At 40.2% G+C, this 16904-nt stretch carries 15 protein-coding genes and 1 tRNA gene; 9 read left to right on the top strand and 7 right to left on the bottom strand.

Annotation, left to right across the window (positions count from 1 at the left end):
- Positions 1–24 precede the first annotated feature (24 nt).
- The gene (locus BUF13_RS06335; protein ID WP_073570945.1) at positions 25–1374 is read right to left on the bottom strand and encodes a DEAD/DEAH box helicase; all 1350 of its coding nucleotides are present in this window, start codon (positions 1372–1374) and stop codon (positions 25–27) included.
- A 35-nt stretch (positions 1375–1409) separates the two neighbouring features.
- On the opposite strand from BUF13_RS06335, the gene BUF13_RS06340 reads away from it, so the two are divergent.
- The 5 genes from BUF13_RS06340 to BUF13_RS06360 all read left to right on the top strand — a co-directional run bounded on the left by BUF13_RS06340 (position 1410) and on the right by BUF13_RS06360 (position 7669).
- Positions 1410–2750, top strand: a complete 1341-nt coding sequence (locus tag BUF13_RS06340; protein ID WP_073570946.1) for a dihydroorotase — start codon at positions 1410–1412, stop codon at positions 2748–2750.
- Positions 2751–2831: 81 nt separating this feature from the next.
- Positions 2832–2907: transfer RNA gene (locus BUF13_RS06345), tRNA-His, on the top strand.
- A gap of 341 nt (positions 2908–3248) precedes the next feature.
- A complete protein-coding gene (locus tag BUF13_RS06350; RefSeq protein WP_073571694.1) occupies positions 3249–5165 on the top strand; it encodes an amylo-alpha-1,6-glucosidase in 1917 nt (638 codons plus the stop codon).
- 9 nt (positions 5166–5174) lie between these two features.
- Positions 5175–6464 carry a glycosyltransferase family 4 protein gene (locus tag BUF13_RS06355; RefSeq protein ID WP_073570947.1) on the top strand — a complete coding sequence of 430 codons (1290 nt, stop codon included), beginning with the start codon at positions 5175–5177 and terminating at the stop codon, positions 6462–6464.
- Positions 6461–7669, top strand: a complete 1209-nt coding sequence (locus tag BUF13_RS06360) for a glycoside hydrolase family 57 protein (protein ID WP_073570948.1) — start codon at positions 6461–6463, stop codon at positions 7667–7669. The genes BUF13_RS06355 and BUF13_RS06360 overlap by 4 nt, the downstream gene beginning before the upstream one ends.
- 74 nt (positions 7670–7743) lie before the next feature.
- On the opposite strand, the gene panB is transcribed toward BUF13_RS06360, so the two are convergent.
- From panB to BUF13_RS06380, 4 genes are read right to left on the bottom strand one after another with little or no spacing between them, the layout of a single operon-like run.
- Complete coding sequence (gene panB, locus BUF13_RS06365) at positions 7744–8565, bottom strand: 3-methyl-2-oxobutanoate hydroxymethyltransferase (RefSeq protein ID WP_073570949.1); 822 nt, start codon at positions 8563–8565, stop codon at positions 7744–7746.
- A 4-nt stretch (positions 8566–8569) separates the two neighbouring features.
- Positions 8570–9061 carry a phosphoribosyltransferase family protein gene (locus tag BUF13_RS06370; RefSeq protein ID WP_073570950.1) on the bottom strand — a complete coding sequence of 164 codons (492 nt, stop codon included), beginning with the start codon at positions 9059–9061 and terminating at the stop codon, positions 8570–8572.
- A gap of 55 nt (positions 9062–9116) precedes the next feature.
- A complete protein-coding gene (rsgA, locus tag BUF13_RS06375) occupies positions 9117–10040 on the bottom strand; it encodes a ribosome small subunit-dependent GTPase A (protein WP_073570951.1) in 924 nt (307 codons plus the stop codon).
- Positions 10030–11277: a 3-deoxy-D-manno-octulosonic acid transferase gene (locus tag BUF13_RS06380; RefSeq protein ID WP_073570952.1), complete on the bottom strand. Its 1248-nt coding sequence runs from the start codon at positions 11275–11277 to the stop codon at positions 10030–10032. The genes rsgA and BUF13_RS06380 overlap by 11 nt, the downstream gene beginning before the upstream one ends.
- A 174-nt stretch (positions 11278–11451) precedes the next feature.
- Between BUF13_RS06380 and BUF13_RS06385 the strand changes: the two genes are divergently transcribed.
- From BUF13_RS06385 to BUF13_RS06395, 3 genes are read left to right on the top strand one after another with little or no spacing between them, the layout of a single operon-like run.
- Positions 11452–11937: a low molecular weight protein-tyrosine-phosphatase gene (locus BUF13_RS06385; protein WP_073570953.1), complete on the top strand. Its 486-nt coding sequence runs from the start codon at positions 11452–11454 to the stop codon at positions 11935–11937.
- Positions 11930–12802, top strand: coding sequence for a fructosamine kinase family protein (locus tag BUF13_RS06390; protein ID WP_073570954.1), 873 nt, complete (start codon positions 11930–11932; stop codon positions 12800–12802). Before BUF13_RS06385 ends, BUF13_RS06390 begins: the two co-directional genes overlap by 8 nt.
- Positions 12802–13299 (top strand): GNAT family N-acetyltransferase, encoded by a 498-nt coding sequence (locus tag BUF13_RS06395; protein WP_073570955.1) that lies wholly within the window; start codon positions 12802–12804, stop codon positions 13297–13299. The genes BUF13_RS06390 and BUF13_RS06395 overlap by 1 nt, the downstream gene beginning before the upstream one ends.
- Here BUF13_RS06395 and BUF13_RS06400 read toward each other — a convergent pair whose 3' ends face one another.
- Together BUF13_RS06400 and BUF13_RS06405 are read right to left on the bottom strand one after the other, a co-directional pair.
- A complete protein-coding gene (locus BUF13_RS06400) occupies positions 13300–14421 on the bottom strand; it encodes a Gfo/Idh/MocA family protein (protein WP_073570956.1) in 1122 nt (373 codons plus the stop codon). It abuts the gene before it with no gap.
- Between the two features lie 47 nt (positions 14422–14468).
- Positions 14469–15752 (bottom strand): aspartate kinase, encoded by a 1284-nt coding sequence (locus tag BUF13_RS06405; protein WP_073570957.1) that lies wholly within the window; start codon positions 15750–15752, stop codon positions 14469–14471.
- A 58-nt stretch (positions 15753–15810) separates the two neighbouring features.
- On the opposite strand from BUF13_RS06405, the gene fbp reads away from it, so the two are divergent.
- A complete protein-coding gene (gene fbp / locus BUF13_RS06410; protein WP_073570958.1) occupies positions 15811–16833 on the top strand; it encodes a class 1 fructose-bisphosphatase in 1023 nt (340 codons plus the stop codon).
- Positions 16834–16904 lie beyond the last annotated feature (71 nt).

Below are 16904 nucleotides of genomic sequence, written 5' to 3' on the forward strand. Positions count from 1 at the left end.
ATTTAATTGAGCTAGCCTTTCTTATTACTTCTTCTGATTCTTCGTTTTTAGCTGATTCCGGTTCTTTTTACTTCCTGATTTTTTCGCTTTGACCTTTTCACCTTTCCCTATGTTCTTTTTGGGCTTACTTTTTTTCTCATGGAAGGCACCCTTATAATCCGGATTTTCTTTTTGCTTCAGCTTATCCAATTCTCTTGCATAGATCTGCTTTTCAGCAAAAGGAGTTTCAGTGATAAACACTGGCTGAGGAATTTGCATCTCAGGCACATCCATTCTGATCAAAGATTCAATCTTTTCAAAATGCCAAGCTTCCGCTGGATTGATAAAAGTGACCGCCTTCCCTTCATTTTCAGCTCGGCCAGTTCTCCCGATTCTATGCACATAATCTTCATAAATCAATGGCACATCAAAATTAATTACATGAGAAACCAAGGATACGTCCAAGCCCCTTGAAGCTACATCCGTTGCGACCAAAAGCCGGACATCCCCTGCCTTGAAATCATCCATGGAATTGATTCGGGTGTTTTGTCCTTTGTTGGCATGAATCACACGGACTTCTCCAAACTTAGTTCTGGACAAAAATTGGTAAACCTCCTCTGCATTCTTTCTACTTCTGGTAAAAATGATTGCCCTGGTCACATCTTCCAACAGAAGCAAATGTTCCAACAAATTCAGTTTCGTGCGAATATTGGGTACAAAATATTTGATCTGAGCAATGGTTTCTGCCGTAGTAGCAGATGGAGTCACCTCAACTCGTTCAGGGAATTCCAAGAATTCCGCAGCCAATCCTTCTACTCGAGGAGCAAAGGTTGCTGAGAACAATAAGTTTTGTCTTTTCACAGGTATCACTTCCAAAATCGCACGGATCTGAGGCATAAAACCCATATCCATCATTTTGTCAGCCTCATCCAAAACCATTGTCTTTAGCTCCTTTGTCAGGATCACTCCTTTTTTATAGAGATCCATAAATCGACCTGGAGTGGAAATAATGATATCTACTCCCTCTTCGATTTGTTCGATCTGAGTCTTGGGGCCGATTCCTCCGTAAAGACAAACTACTCTCAAGTCTGTATATTTCCCTAAATCGCTACAAACCTTTTCGATCTGCATCACCAGCTCTCGGGTTGGCGCCAAAACCAAAGCTCTTGGAAGTTTACCTTGAGCATATTTGGTCTTCATCAGCAATGGAAGAACATAAGCTGCAGTCTTTCCAGTCCCTGTCTGAGCGATACCAAGCACATCATGACCGGCCAAAGCCAATGGAATTGCTTTTTCCTGAATTACTGTCGGACTAGTATAGCCAGCCTCCTCAATAGCATTTAGTAATTGCTTATTGAGTTTAAAAGCCTCAAATCCTACTGCCTCATTGGTCATGATTCCTTATTTTTGGAGAAATTTTAAGAGAAATGATGAAAAGTATTCTGATCACCGGTGCAAATATAGTCAATGAGGGGCGGATCTTTCGTGGAGATGTTTTAGTAGAGGATGGAAGGATTGCCAAAATTGGAGAAAATCTAGCAGGAACAGCTGCTGACAAAACAATCAAGGCTGAGGGAAAACACCTACTCCCTGGAGTGATCGATGATCAAGTACATTTCAGAGAGCCTGGACTAACTCACAAAGGTGAAATCTACACTGAAGCAAAAGCTGGTGTGGCTGGCGGTACAACTTCCTTTATGGAAATGCCAAATACAGTTCCTCAGGCAGTGACTATCCCGCTTTTAGAAGAAAAATACGCAAGAGCAAAGGAGGTTTCTTTAGCCAATTATTCCTTCTTCTTTGGAGCGACCAACAACAATCTGGAAGAAATCCTTAAAGTAGATCCAAAAAATGTCTGCGGGATCAAGGTATTCCAAGGTTCATCGACAGGAAATATGCTGGTTGATAACTTGGAAGTTTTGGAAGGGATTTTCAAAGAATGCAAGATGCTGATTGCCATTCACTCTGAGAATGACAATATCATTAAGGCAAATCTGGAGTCTTTCAAAGAAATCTATGGAGATGACATTCCTGTCAAATATCATCCAAAGATCAGATCTGAGGAGGCATGCTATGATGCTTCGAGCCGAGCAGTTGCCATGGCAAAGAAATATGGAACTCGCTTGCATATCCTCCACATCAGTACCGCCAAAGAGCTAGAACTATTCGATAATACCATTCCTTTGGAGGAAAAAAATGTGACTGCAGAAGCTTGCATCCACCACATGTGGTTCTCTGAAAAAGATTATGACACAAAGGGAACGTTGATCAAATGGAACCCTGCTGTGAAAACTGAAAAGGATAGAGATGGAATCTTCAACGGAGTACTTTCTGATAAAATCGATGTGATTGCGACAGACCATGCGCCGCATACATTGGAAGAAAAGGATCAAGTCTATACTAAAGCTCCTTCTGGCGGACCGTTAATTCAGCACAGCTTGGTAGCCATGTTGGATTTTTATCATCAAGGAAAAATCAGCCTAGAGAAGATTGTCGAGAAAATGAGTCACAATGTCGCCAAGTTATTCAGGATCGAAGAGCGTGGCTATATCCGTGAAGGATATCATGCTGACTTGGTTTTGGTTGACCTAAACGATCCTTGGACTGTCAGCAAAGAAAACATATTAGCAAAATGTGGTTGGTCACCTTTCGAAGGACATACTTTTCAATCCAAAGTAAGCCATACGATCGTTTCTGGACATTTGGTATTTGAAAATGGACAGTTTGATGAGAGCAAAAAAGGAGAAAGATTAAATTTTATCACAAAATAAACGCCCAGCTCTTGCTCGAATAAATCAAACTATTTACCTTTGCCAACCGATTGAGAAACGAGTTCTCAATAGAATTAAAATGGTGATTGTAGCTCAGCTGGTTAGAGCGCTGGTTTGTGGCACCAGAGGTCGCCGGTTCGAACCCGGTCTTTCACCCAAAACCCCTCCGAAACGAGGGGTTTTTGCTTTATACGGGGCGCCATTGGCACAACATTTGACAATTCTAGGTCAAACTAAACCAACTTGAGATGTTTACTTTATTCAAATCATCGCCAAAATTCCCTGTAGTACAACCAGTGGATATGCACGTGGTTAAAAACTACATGGTAAAATTTGAAGAATCTCTTAGAAATTTTGAAGAGATGCAAAAAGAGAGTCTTAATTCCTAAATATTAAGGAGTTCAGATAAAGGTTATGGAAACATAACCTTTATTTTTTAGTATTTGGTTTTAAGTATGGATACAAAATTCTATTTTAATGGGCTACAAATTAGGCCCTATGAGTTATATCCATTTCGATAAAACACAATTGATTAATCTGAATTACTCTCTAGACAGAGAAACAATTCGGACAAATCGCTCTGGAACGTACACCAGCACTACAATTATCGGTTGTAATACCAGAAAGTACCACGGACTACTGGTAGCCCCTCAGCCTCAGATTGATTCACAAAACCACGTATTTTTATCAACTGTTCACGAGACGGTTATCCAGCACGGATCCAAATTCAATCTTGGAATAAGTAAATTCCCCGGAAATTACTCTCCCCGAGGACACAAGTATTTGGAAGATTACGATTCTGAACCCATCCCAAAATTAACTTATCGTGTCGGTGGTGTCCTTTTGCAAAAGGAATTAATCCTTGACACCAATCGGGATCGGGTGATGATCAGATACACTTTATTGGAAGCCCACTCTCCTACAAAGATCCGTATCTCTCCATTCTTAGCTTTTAGAGGATACCACACTCTTTGTAAGGAAAACACAGATATTAACAAGGAGTTTGAACTGATTCCAAATGGCGCAAAGTTTCAGCTTTACCCCGTTTACGATCCACTATATCTTCAGCTTTCAAAAGAAAACACTTTTGTCTCCGATCCGAATTGGTATAACAACATCGAATATATCATCGAAAGAGAAAGAGGCTATGAATACCAAGAAGACCTTTTTGTACCGGGGTATTTTGAATTCGATATCAAAAAAGGAGAATCAGTAATCTTCTCTGCTGGGTTAACAGATGCGGATCCAAAAACTAGAGAGAGAGCATTTGCCAAAGAAATCGCACGACGAATCCCAAGAAGCAATTTTGAAAACTGTTTGAAGAATTCTGCTTCTCAATTTATCCGAAGGAGAAACGGTGATACAAGAATTATCGCCGGCTACCCATGGTTTGGCTGGTGGGGAAGAGACACTTTCATAGCTGCTCCTGGACTTACTCTTCCTATGGGGGACAAAGATACTTTCCTGGAGATCATGGATACCATGGCCAAGGACCTTACGGGACCACTTTTCCCAAATGTCGGAAGCGGAACCTTTACCAATATGAATTCTATCGATGCTCCACTTTGGTTCTTTTGGTCACTTCAGCAATACATCCAATTTACAGGAGATATCCAAACAGTCAAGTCGAGATATCTAGACAAACTCAAAGGAATCATTGAAGGATATAAGGCTGGAACAGATTTCAACATCCACATGCTTGACAATGGATTGATCTATGGCGGAAATGATGGCCTAGCACTTACTTGGATGGATGCGGTCACACCTGATGGCCCAGTAACCCCTAGAACTGGCTGCCCAGTTGAGATTCAAGCCCTTTGGTACAATGCATTATGCTTCTACCATGAGCTAAGCGGAGATGAATCAGCGATCGAATTGGCAGCAAAAGTCAATGAAAGTTTTGAAAAAGAGTTTTGGGATGAGGAAAAAGGATATTTAGCTGACTATATTAATGGTGAGTTTAAAGATTGGGCTATTCGCCCAAATATGGTTTTCGCTACATCGCTACCCTATACGATGCTTAGTGAAAGTCAAAATGACCAGATTTTAGAAACTGCTAAATCCACGTTATTGACTACTCGTGGATTAAGAACACTAACCCCAGAAGACCCTGCATACAAAGGATATTATTTTGGAGATCAGATCAGTAGAGATCAAGCATATCATAACGGAACCGTTTGGGTTTGGCCATTAGGCCACTTTATGGAAGGTTACATCAAGCTGCATGGAAAATCTTCAAAAAACTTCCTTAAGAAAATCTTAAAAGGATTTGATGACGTGATTACACAATACGGTGTAGGAACAGTTGCTGAAATATATGACGGGGATCCTCCTCACCGTCCCAAAGGAGCTATTTCTCAAGCATGGAGTGTCGCTGAATTGCTTAGAATGATGGAATTGGTCAAAAGTTTATAATTAATTTTTATGAGAGTATTAATGTTCGGATGGGAATTCCCTCCACATATTTCGGGAGGTTTAGGCACAGCCTGTTATGGCTTGGTCAAGGGACTTGCCCACCACAACCAAGACATCATTTTTGTAGTACCCAAGCTTTGGGGAGACGAAGAACCTTTGGCTAGGTTTGTCAATGCCAGCGACGTTGCAATAGATTACAAGGAGAGGAAATTCAAAAAGATTTGGAAAAACCTCACTTATTTGGAAGTAAGCAGTTTTTTGGTTCCTTATTTAGGACCAGAGGAGTATAAAAAATTCACAGATTACGCGATTCATGACAGAGCGGATGTCGATGACAGCATATTTTCACCAAAATACCAATTCAGCGGAAAATATGGAAAAAACCTCATGGAGGAGGTTAGTAGATATGCTTTGACAGGCGCTCAAATCGCCAGAGACCGTGATGATTTTGATATTATTCACGCCCATGACTGGCTTTCGTTTCCCGCAGGAATAGCTGCAAAAGAAATTTCCGGAAAGCCTTTAGTTGCCCATGTACATGCTACGGAATTCGACAGATCAGGAAAATCGGTAAATCAGCCGGTTTATGATATCGAGCGTGCAGGCATGGAAGCAGCCGACCATGTTTTGGCGGTAAGTCAGCTGACGAAAAACACGATTGTCACCAAATACGGAATCCCTGAAGAAAAAGTAAGCGTACTTCACAATGCAGTATTGGACGCCAGCATCATTAAGTCTAAATATGACAAGAAAGTACCTGAGAAAATAGTGACCTTCTTAGGGAGAATCACTTTCCAAAAAGGACCTGAATATTTTGTAGAAGCTGCGAAAAAAGTATTGGACAGAGATCCAAATGTTCGTTTTGTAATGGCTGGATCGGGTGACTTGCTCAATCGAATGATTGATCGAGTTGCCGAATTGAGAATCGCCTCCAAATTCCATTTCACCGGCTTTTTGAAAGGCGATGATGTGGATCATATGTATGCAATTTCGGATGTCTATGTGATGCCCTCAGTTTCAGAACCTTTTGGAATCTCACCACTGGAGGCCGTAAGACACAATACTCCGGTGATTATCTCCAAGCAATCTGGGGTTGCTGAAGTACTGGTCAATGCCATCAAAATCGACTTCTGGGACATTGACTCCATGGCAGATTCAATTTTTGCATTACTCCACTACAATGGAATTTCCCGCATGTTCAAAGAAATGGGAAGCCAAGAATTAAAAAAATTAAAATGGGAACATGTGGCTGCTAAACTGGTCACTGTTTACGAAAAAACTATATCCGCACGACCATGAGAAGCATTTGTTTTTATTTTCAGGTTCATCAACCATATCGCTTAAAACCTTATCGTTTTTTTGATATTGGTGACGACCATTACTATTGGGATGACTTTCTAAACAGAAGTGTCATTAGAAAAATCGCACAGAAGTGTTACCTCCCAATGAACTCACTTCTTTTGGATTTGATCCATCAATATCCAGGTCAGTTCAAAGTTACTTTCTCCTTCTCAGGGACCTTTATGGATCAATTGGAGGCTTATGCACCAGATGTTTTAGAAAGCTTCCAGAGATTGGTAAAAACTGGCCAAGTAGAACTCTTAAGCGAAACTTACGGACACGCTCTCGCTGCCTTAAAAAGCAAAGATGAGTTTTCTTCCATGGTAGATCAGCATAGAGAAAAAATTCAGGCCCTGTTTGATGGATATACTCCAAAAGTGTTCAGAAATACAGAGTTGATTTATTCAGATCAAATTGGAGCAATGGTCGCTGACATGGGATATAAAGGGATTTTGACTGAAGGTGCCAAGCACGTTTTGGGATGGAAAAGCCCTAATTATGTCTATCAAAATTCTATCAATCCTAACCTGAAAGTTTTATTGAAAAACTTCAGACTTTCGGATGACATTGCCTTTAGATTTAGCAACAAGACTTGGGAGGATTACCCATTGACTACCGACAAATTCATCAACTGGATCAATGCAATTCCGAAAAGCGAGCAGGTTTTGAACCTATTTATGGATTATGAAACTTTTGGTGAACATCAATGGGCCGAAACAGGGATTTTCGAATTCATGAAAGCCTTGCCTGGTGCAGTCTTCAATCAAACAGACTTTGGATTTGCCACTCCTTCTGAGATAATAGATCAAGTTTCACCGATCAGCGCTATTCATGTCCCTACTCCCATTTCTTGGGCAGATGAAGAAAGAGATTTGACTGCTTGGCTTGGAAATGATTTGCAGGATGAAGCTTTTGACAGACTCTATGATTTGGAAAACATGGTTAAAAAGACCAATGACCCGGATTTGTTGAGAGACTGGAATTATCTACAGACATCCGATCACTTCTATTACATGTGTACCAAGTTCTTCTCCGATGGGGATATTCACTCCTATTTCAGCCCTTATGACACACCATATGATGCATTTATCAATTATATGAATGTACTCAGTGATTTTGTCCTTAGGGTAAAAGAGAAATTAAAAGAACCCGCAATTGCATAAAAAAGGGCCTGTTTTCCAAAAACAGGCCCTTTTTGCTTTCATAAGGAGGAAAAGATATTCACCTCGTTCACTCTTTAATAACTTTCTGATTCGTTAGGGAAATCCTGACTTTTCACGTCTTGGATATAATTCTTAAAAGCATCTGTCATCACCTGTTGCAGATCGGCATATTGTCGCAAAAATCTAGGTTTAAATTCTTGGGTAATCCCTAACATATCATGCATCACAAGTACCTGACCATCCACATCTCCACCTGCTCCAATCCCTATCACTGGAATTGAAACTGTTTCCGCTACTTTCTTAGCCAATGCCGCAGGGATTTTCTCTAAGACTATTGCAAAACATCCACACTCTTCCAAGATTTTTGCATCTTCCAAAAGTTTTGCTGCTTCCGCGTCTTCTTTTGCCCTTACGGTGTAGGTTCCAAATTTGTAAATTGACTGAGGGGTCAAGCCTAAGTGTCCCATTACAGGAACTCCCGCGCTTAGAATACGAACAACAGATTCTTTGATTTCCGCTCCACCCTCAACCTTCACGGCATGAGCACCTGATTCTTTCATAATACGAATCGCAGACCTCAAAGCCTCTGAACTATTCCCCTGATAACTTCCAAAAGGAATGTCAACTACGATGAAAGATCTTTTCACAGCTCTTACCACTGAAGAGGCATGATAGATCATTTGATCAAGGGTAATTGGTAATGTCGTCTCATGACCTGCCATCACATTGGATGCAGAATCGCCAACTAAGATGATATCTATCCCCGCAGAGTCTACAATTTTTGCCATGGAATAATCATAGGCAGTCAACATGGAAATCTTCTCTCCACGCTGCTTCATTTCCTGAAGAATATGAGTTGTAATTCGCTTGATTGAAGCTGATGAATGTACTGACATGATCTTAATGAAGGTGGACTGAAAAATTATCTCCAGAGAAATCTACTTTGATATGCTCATTGAGAGTAGTAGAAAGCTCATAACCGGTGTAATCGGGACGAATTGGGAAAAGTCCATGTGCTCTATTCACTAATACAGCCAATTCCATCTTTCCAATGTCAGATTTCAAAAATGGCTTCATTGCAAAAACCACGGTTCTTCCTGTATTCAGCACATCATCGACTAGAATCAAAGTCTTCCCAGTCAAATCAACTGGATGGGAAAGCTCAACAGTTGAGGTATTCACTTGACTTTTGTCCAGTTTAATTTCCACCTCTTCCAAAGGCAAGGTAGAAATCGCCTTTAATTCTGCTGAAAGCAATTGTGACAAGGTCGTCCCCATTCCCGTGATTCCTGCTAGGATTACACCAGAAGAATGAATATTCCTCTCATAAATTTCGTAGGCCATCCGGGTGATTTTCTTCCGGATTTGTTCATGATTGAGTACTTCGCTCATAGTATTTTTCAAAAGTGAAAATTAGGCCAAAATGACCTGCTTTCAAAATCAATTCCTATCGGTGTGAATCTTCCTCACTGAGGATATTGATATAACTCTGATATCGGTAAGGATGAATGTATCCCTCCTCCACTTTTTGGATGATTACACAGCCCGGTTCATTGATATGTTTGCAGTTGTTGTACTTACATTCTCCAAGGTAGGCTCTCATCTCTGGGAAATAATGAGAAAGCTCAGTATCCTCCACATCCAAAATCCCAAACTCTTTGATCCCGGGAGTATCAATCAAATCTCCTCCTTCTTTCAAGAAAAACATCTCAGCAAAGGTGGTAGTATGAACTCCTTTACTGCTGTATCCGGAAACCTCATTTGTTTCTTGTCTTGCCTCTGGCACCAAACGATTCAATAAAGTGGATTTCCCAACTCCTGAATGTCCTGAGATCAAACTTGATTTCCCTTGAATAAATGGTAATATTTTATCCCTAACTCCCTCATCATGCATGGCAGAGACCTCCAAAACCTCATATCCTAAAGGCTTGTAAATATCTCTTATATCCTGCAACCAATCTTCCGCATCCTCTCCATCCATAAGATCTACTTTATTGACGATAATGATGGCTGGAATCCGGAAACTCTCCGTACTTACCAAAAATCTATCAATGAATCCCAATGATGTTCTTGGGTTTTTCATTGTCACAACCAAAATGGCCTGGTCCAAATTACTGGCAATGATATGTGAGAAATGCTGCTTCCTTGTGGACTTCCTGATGACGTAATTTTCTCGAGGCAGAATAGTTCGAATAATCGCCGTTTCCTGTCCAGGCTCCATCTCTATTTCCACCCAATCTCCAACTGATATAGGATTGGTCAATTTTAAATCACCTTGCTTAAACTTCCCTTTCAATCGGGTTTGGATAAATCGATCTTCCGCCAACACGGTATACCAACTTCCTGTAGACTTGATGACTCTACCTTTCATTTAAAGATGATTTGATTACTAAATCTGTGATTCGATTTGCAGCTCCAACTTGTGAATCTACCCATTTTTTGGCTGCTTTGACTGCATTTTGATGGTTTTCTGGTCTTTCCAATAGCTCAAATTCACGAGCTAGTTCTTCCTTGTCTTTTACTGAAAAACCACAGCCTCTTTGAATAGCCTCTTCAGACTCAGGAAATTTGCTTATCCTCTTCACCTTTCCAAAAAACACAGGAACTTGAAACCCTAAAGGCTCTAGAATATTGTGAAGTCCTTCTCCAAATGCCCCTCCTACATATGAAATTTTAGCATATTGATAAAGTGAACTCAGCATCCCAATATTATCAATAAAAAGCACTTGCGATTTCTCAGACTGATCCCATTTGGAATAGAACAAGCTTTTCTGAGGAATAGCAGATGCCCATGAATTCATATGCGGAGTTTGGATATCATGAGGAGCAATAATCCATTTATACTCTGGTTTGGATTGGATCAAGGGAATCAAAAGCTCCATATCCTCTTCCCAAATAGACCCTAGCACAATCACATCCGAATTCCCCTTCCAACTTTCGACTTCTGGAAATGATTTGGGGGCCAAAGCATTTTGACTCACTCGATCAAAACGAGTATCTCCAGCCAATGTATGATTTGAATATCCAATTCCACTCAAAAGATCGATGCTTTGATGGTTGGAGGTGAAGATATGATTGAAATAGAAAATCATATTTCTAAAGAACCCTTTTCTTTTGAAATAAGGTTGTTCTTGCCGAAAAGCTGCCGCTATCAAATAGAGAGGGATTCCCTTTGATTTGGTTTCTGAAAGAAAGTGATACCAAAGATCATATTTGACAAAAAAGACCAAGTTGGGATTCACTAAATCAAGAAAACGTCTCGCGTTTGCAGCAGTATCAATGGGCAGGTAAGAAATATAATCCACATTTTCCTGCTTTTTTTTAGAAGCAGGAATGTAACCTGATGGACTAAAAAAACTCACAAGAACCAAGGAATCAGGCATTTTTTCTTTCAAAGATGCAATTACCGGCTTGGCTTGTTCATATTCTCCAAGGGAAGCAACATGAAACCAAATAAGTTTTCCCGGATAATTTTTCCGAAATTGCGCGAGGTTTTGGAAAAGAAATTCTCTTCCTTGCCGAAATGTCTTGAGCTTTGGGGATAGAAAAGAAAGTAAAGGTAATAAGGTCTCAAAGAGAACTGTTCCCAAACTGTAGATCCACTTCATGCTCCAAAATTAGGTTTTACTTCCGAATTTATTCTCTTTTGAATCATCCATTAGGTATTTTCTGACCTTCTAGATATTTCTAAAAAAGGAAAATGAGGCGTGTAATTCCACCAAAAATTAAGTATTTTCAAATCCGTTGTTTACCGCCGCACCTTTTTTACACTGAAAATTGAAATGATAAAAGTATTATTTGTCTGTTTGGGTAATATTTGCAGGTCCCCATTAGCAGAGGCTATTTTCAATCAAAAGATTACAGACGCTGGCATCAAGTCACATTTCAAGGCTGATAGCGCCGGTACTTCTGACTATCACATTGGAGAACTACCTGATGAGAGGACAATTAAATGCGCTGCTCTCCATGAGATCCCGATCAGCCATAGGGGAAGACAAGTCAACCGAACTGACTTTAGAGATTTCGACTATATCATTGCGATGGATGACAGCAATCTTCGCAATCTCAACAACCTAAAAACTAGATTTGGCTTCCCAGAAAAAGAAATCTTTATGATGCGGGATTTCGTCCCAGAAAGCGAAGGACTTTCTGTTCCAGACCCCTATTACGGCGGAGAGGAAGGATTCATGGAAATCTACAGGATTCTGGATGAAGCAATTGGCCACTTTTTGAGTCAAATTCAGGAGAATCATCAGATATATGCATGATTTCAATGAATTATATGAACAAGTAATCTATCAAAATCTCGGACCATTAGCCGAGCTCAAATCAGCCTCTTTAATCGCAGCAGGAAGTCATAATCAAGGAATCCGGCTTGACACGAATGAAGGGGCTTTCTTTTTGAAATTAAACTTTGATCATGAAAAAGACACCTTAGTCAAAGAAGCGAAAGGCCTTGATAAAATCCGGAAATCCACTTTTTTGAAAGTCCCAGAAGTCTTTGGCTGTGGAAGAATCGGAGACTACAATTATCTCCTCTCGGAATTTATCCAATCTGGAAGATACTCCTTAGATTATTGGGAGAACCTTGGTCTTGGACTAGCACACCTACACCTTACCCAACAACCAAAATTCGGGCTGGATCATGACAATTACATCGCTTCACTTTTTCAGAAAAACTTGGAGAGTGAGTCTTGGTTGGACTTTTATATAGAGCATAGACTCGAACCGCTTTTAGGAAAGGCTTATTTCGACAGGTTGATACCACTAGATTTTCTGAAGAAATTCCAAGAAATCTACCCTAGACTCGAATCGATTTTCCCAAATGAAAAACCTGCTTTGGTTCATGGAGATCTTTGGTCAGGAAATGTGATCAGCACTCAATCTGGAGAACCCTGCTTGATTGATCCAGCCATCTATTTTGGGCATAGGGAGATGGACATAGCTTTCAGCAGACTTTTTGGAGGATTTGACAATAGATTTTACGAATCCTACGAATCCATTTTACCAATGGAACATGGCTTTGAAAATAGAATGGGTATTTATAATCTCTATCCTCTCCTGGTTCATTTAAATCTATTTGGAATAGCCTATCTTCCGGGAATAGAAAAAATTATCAAGCGATTTCAGTAATGGATTTTCAAATTCGCCTTTACCAAGCTTCTGATCTTGAGGCAATCCGAGAAATCATCAACGATTCCATACTTTTTACCAGCAACAACTACGATTACCGAGCAAAAACCACAGAAGAAGTCCAAATTCAAATGGAGCAAAAACTTGAGAATGGCTTCCCTATTTTAGTAGGAGTCATTAACAATCGGGTTTGCGGATTTGCTACCTATGGGAAATTCCGCGCAAAACCTGGCTACAACACCACTGTTGAGCATTCCATTTATCTTACAGATTCTGCACAAGGAAAAGGCTTGGGAACAGCCATGATGAAGGATTTAATCCAATTTGCCAGAAACAAAGGAATTCACGTGATGATTGCTGGAATGGACTCCCAAAACTTAGGGAGTTATCGATTTCATGAGAGATTAGGCTTCAAGGAAGTCGCTCGGATCCCAGAGGTCGCTACCAAATTTGAAAAATGGCTGACTTTGGTCTTGATGCAATTAACCTTAGATTGATTAAACTAACAAAACCTTCTCCCCAGTTTTCACAGCTTTAAAAATCGCATCAATAATCACCATGTCTTTCAAGCCTTCTCTCCCGTCAACAGGAATCTCTGGCTCAACTCCATCGAATATAATTCCAGCCATTTGATCCATTTGAACTGTCTGATGCATGATGTGCGGCTCATCTAAAGGACCTTGATTGGTCCTCCCCTTGATGGGACCATAACCCGTCGAAGGCTGCATTTCTGCAAAACCTTTAGTTCCATTCAGAAAAAATTTATCCAAATTATTCATGGAATAGGTAGACAAACAAGAGGCGATAACTCCTGATGGAAAGCCCATTTGAAACGTAATTGTCTCATCAATACCTTCTTTGAATTTCACAGGATCGGTTTTCACTTCCTGAGCAGTCACCCAGATCGGTTCTTCTCCCGTCATATACCTAGCTCCATTTATTGAATAAATACCAATATCCATCATTGCTCCACCACCAGACAATGTAGGATTCAGACGCCACTGAGTCGGATCTCCGATCATGAAACCGCTGAGTCCTTGGAAGAACTTTATCGTTCCAAACTCACCGGTTTTCCTCATATTCACTACTTTCAAAGTATTGGCTTCAAAATGCATTCTGTAACCAATTAAGAGCTTGACTCCAGCCTTATCACATGCCTCCACCATTTCTTTAGCCTCGGCGGCATTGATAGCCATTGGCTTTTCGCAGATCACATGCTTTCCTGCCTGTGCAACTCTGATTGCCTGCTCTTTATGCAAGGCATTTGGAGTAATCACATATACCGCATCGATATCAGGATTATCCTTGATCGCATCAAAATTGTCATAGTTGTAACAGTTTTTATCCGGGATTGAATACTTCTCTTTCCAAGCTTCCACCTTTGAGGGAGTACCGCTAATTAGGCCTACCAATTTTGCTCTATTAGAATCCTCCATGGCCTTGGCCACCCTGGTTCCATAACTTCCCAAACCCATTATAGCTACCCGTAATACTTTGTCACTTTGACTAGACTTTTCTTCATTTTCAGATAAAGGCTTAGAAAAACTCGGCAAATAGGGGATGGAGATAGCAACTGCGGATGCGCTTGCTTTTTGGAGAAAAATTCTTCTTGAGTTCATAGATAGGTCATTCAGGTTGGAAAATGAAAATAGTGATTTTCAAGGAATTAATTTTGATCTCGAGTATGCAATCCTCTGGTTACTATTTGAATGGTATTCCTGGTTCGCTGTTCCAGCAAAATTTCCATCCACGACAAATTTTCAAAACTACCTTTATGAGGATTGAGGATGGTCAATAATTCCAATCCTTCATTGTAGCGGATCGAAAAAGTTTTTTCCAATGATGAAACGAGTTTATTCAATTTGAAAAGCTCATCATCAATAATAATAGTTACTCCAATAGCCGATGTCTGCAGCATATTCACTTTCAATTTCAAATGATCCAATTGCGTATAAATCTCATGAATATGACTCTCCTCTATAAAGGCGAAATCAGTCACTCGAAGCGAAACCATGATTTGATTTCTCTTCAAAATAATCGAGGGTATTGGATTCAGCTTTCCCGTTGAATAAATCTTAGTTCCCGCCTCATCAGGTTTCAAAAAAGATTTTACAAAAAGCGGAATACCCAAATTTGCCAATGGTTTAATGGTTTTGGGATGAATCACCGAAGCCCCATAATAGGTCATCTGGGCAGCTTGGAGATAATCCAGCTCTGAAAACAATTCTGAATCTTTAAAGATTTTTGGATCGCAATTCAAAACTCCCGGAACATCCTTCCAAATAGTTACTGAGCTTGCTCCTAAACTTGAGGCAAAAATTGCTGCTGAAAAATCAGAGCCCTCACGCCCCAAAGTAGTGGTTCTACCTTTCGAGTCGGCCCCTATAAATCCTTGAGTGATTACCGGATATTGATCCAAATTAGGTTGAAGAATAGAATTGCATCTCTTTTTGGTTTGGGCCCAATCCACTTTCGCAAAGCGGAAATCACTGGAAGTCAAAATCAATTCTCTAGCATCCTGCCAAAGTGCCACCATCCCTTGCTCACAAAGATATTCCATCACAATTCGACTGGAAATCAATTCCCCAAATGCAATAATTCCATCATAGCATTCATCATAGTTTTCTTCATTTACTTCTAGGTATAGTAAATTCTGAAGCTGAATAAATAAATTTTCCAGCTTAGGAAAAATCCGATGCCCTTCAGGAAAAAGTTCTTGACAAATTCCTAAATGGAAGCTTTTTAAATTTGCACTTTTTTGAGAATAATCACTTTCACTCATTCTAAGGGAAAGAATTTCTTCTAAAGCATTGGTGGTCTTTCCCATGGCAGAAACTACGATTAGCATATTTTTTCGCAATCGATTACGTAAAATTTCAGCCAAGTTTTTAACAGAATCAGCATCTTTGATAGAAGCTCCTCCAAATTTGTATACTATAGTTTTAGCCATCAGTTTTTATTCCTAATTTCGAAAAGATATAAACCCAAATATTGTATTTTTCTAAGCAATGAAAATTAATCCTTACCAGCCTGACCAAACCGGAATGGCCTATTCTGTAGGCACCACGCTTGACAGATTCATTAAATCAAAACAATCCGATTTCCCTTTTGCTTCCGGAGAGCTTTCTCAGTTGCTAAGGGATATTGCCTTGGCCGCCAAGATAGTCAATCGGGAAACTAACCGTGCCGGACTTGCCAATATCGGAGGTGCTTTTGGTCAAACGAATGTCCAGGGCGAAGAACAGCAAAAACTCGATGTCATCGCCAACATTCGATTTATAAGAGCACTCAGCAAGGGTGGCGAAGTCTGTGCCATAGTTTCTGAAGAAGAGGATGCGGTGATAGATTTACACAATACTTCTGGAAAATATGTGGTAGCTATAGATCCACTGGACGGAAGTTCCAACATTGATGTGAATATTAGTATCGGTACCATTTTCTCGATTTATCGAAGAATTACGCCAGCCGGCAGTCCGATTCAAATGGAGGATGTGATGCAACCGGGATCCAAGCAAGTAGCCGCTGGGTATGTGCTATATGGATCTTCCACCATGCTAGTATACACTACAGGTTTTGGCGTCAATGGCTTTACCTATGAAAGTTCTTTGGGGGAATTTTTCCTTTCTCACCCCAATATTCAAGCTCCTAAAGACGGGAATATCTATTCTATCAACGAGGGTTCTGAGTTAGAATGGAACAAAGGAGTACAAGATTACATCAGACTTTGTAAGGAAAAAGGCTATTCGGCAAGATACATTGGATCCTTGGTAGCTGATTTTCACAGAAATCTTCTTAAAGGAGGAATTTACATTTATCCGCCTACTCAAAAGAATCCAAATGGAAAGCTAAGGCTTCTTTACGAGGCAAATGCCTTGGCCTTATTAGCGGAGCAAGCAGGAGCTATAGCTACTGATGGGAAGCAAAATATCCTATCTATTCAGCCTGAATCTCTTCATCAAAGAACTCCATTGATCATTGGTTCAGAAAAAATGGTGCAAACTGCCATGGAATATTTTGCGGAAGAAAAGTAATAAGACCCCTTATCAAACTAAAGGTCAAAGGTTTTCTGATCCAGAGAACTGGATGTATCTTAGAGGCAAAA

It is taken from the genome of Algoriphagus zhangzhouensis, from assembly GCF_900148515.1.
Lineage (GTDB): Bacteria > Bacteroidota > Bacteroidia > Cytophagales > Cyclobacteriaceae > Algoriphagus > Algoriphagus zhangzhouensis.

What these genes read in the sequence shown, in the direction of transcription:
- BUF13_RS06335 (WP_073570945.1), bottom strand. Translation starts at nt 1,374, where the DNA reads ATGACCAATGAGGCAGTAGGATTTGAGGCTTTTAAACTCAATAAGCAA.
- BUF13_RS06340 (WP_073570946.1), top strand. Translation starts at nt 1,410, where the DNA reads ATGAAAAGTATTCTGATCACCGGTGCAAATATAGTCAATGAGGGGCGG.
- BUF13_RS06350 (WP_073571694.1), top strand. Translation starts at nt 3,249, where the DNA reads ATGAGTTATATCCATTTCGATAAAACACAATTGATTAATCTGAATTAC.
- BUF13_RS06355 (WP_073570947.1), top strand. Translation starts at nt 5,175, where the DNA reads ATGAGAGTATTAATGTTCGGATGGGAATTCCCTCCACATATTTCGGGA.
- BUF13_RS06360 (WP_073570948.1), top strand. Translation starts at nt 6,461, where the DNA reads ATGAGAAGCATTTGTTTTTATTTTCAGGTTCATCAACCATATCGCTTA.
- panB (WP_073570949.1), bottom strand. Translation starts at nt 8,565, where the DNA reads ATGTCAGTACATTCATCAGCTTCAATCAAGCGAATTACAACTCATATT.
- BUF13_RS06370 (WP_073570950.1), bottom strand. Translation starts at nt 9,061, where the DNA reads ATGAGCGAAGTACTCAATCATGAACAAATCCGGAAGAAAATCACCCGG.
- rsgA (WP_073570951.1), bottom strand. Translation starts at nt 10,040, where the DNA reads ATGAAAGGTAGAGTCATCAAGTCTACAGGAAGTTGGTATACCGTGTTG.
- BUF13_RS06380 (WP_073570952.1), bottom strand. Translation starts at nt 11,277, where the DNA reads ATGAAGTGGATCTACAGTTTGGGAACAGTTCTCTTTGAGACCTTATTA.
- BUF13_RS06385 (WP_073570953.1), top strand. Translation starts at nt 11,452, where the DNA reads ATGATAAAAGTATTATTTGTCTGTTTGGGTAATATTTGCAGGTCCCCA.
- BUF13_RS06390 (WP_073570954.1), top strand. Translation starts at nt 11,930, where the DNA reads ATGCATGATTTCAATGAATTATATGAACAAGTAATCTATCAAAATCTC.
- BUF13_RS06395 (WP_073570955.1), top strand. Translation starts at nt 12,802, where the DNA reads ATGGATTTTCAAATTCGCCTTTACCAAGCTTCTGATCTTGAGGCAATC.
- BUF13_RS06400 (WP_073570956.1), bottom strand. Translation starts at nt 14,421, where the DNA reads ATGAACTCAAGAAGAATTTTTCTCCAAAAAGCAAGCGCATCCGCAGTT.
- BUF13_RS06405 (WP_073570957.1), bottom strand. Translation starts at nt 15,752, where the DNA reads ATGGCTAAAACTATAGTATACAAATTTGGAGGAGCTTCTATCAAAGAT.
- fbp (WP_073570958.1), top strand. Translation starts at nt 15,811, where the DNA reads ATGAAAATTAATCCTTACCAGCCTGACCAAACCGGAATGGCCTATTCT.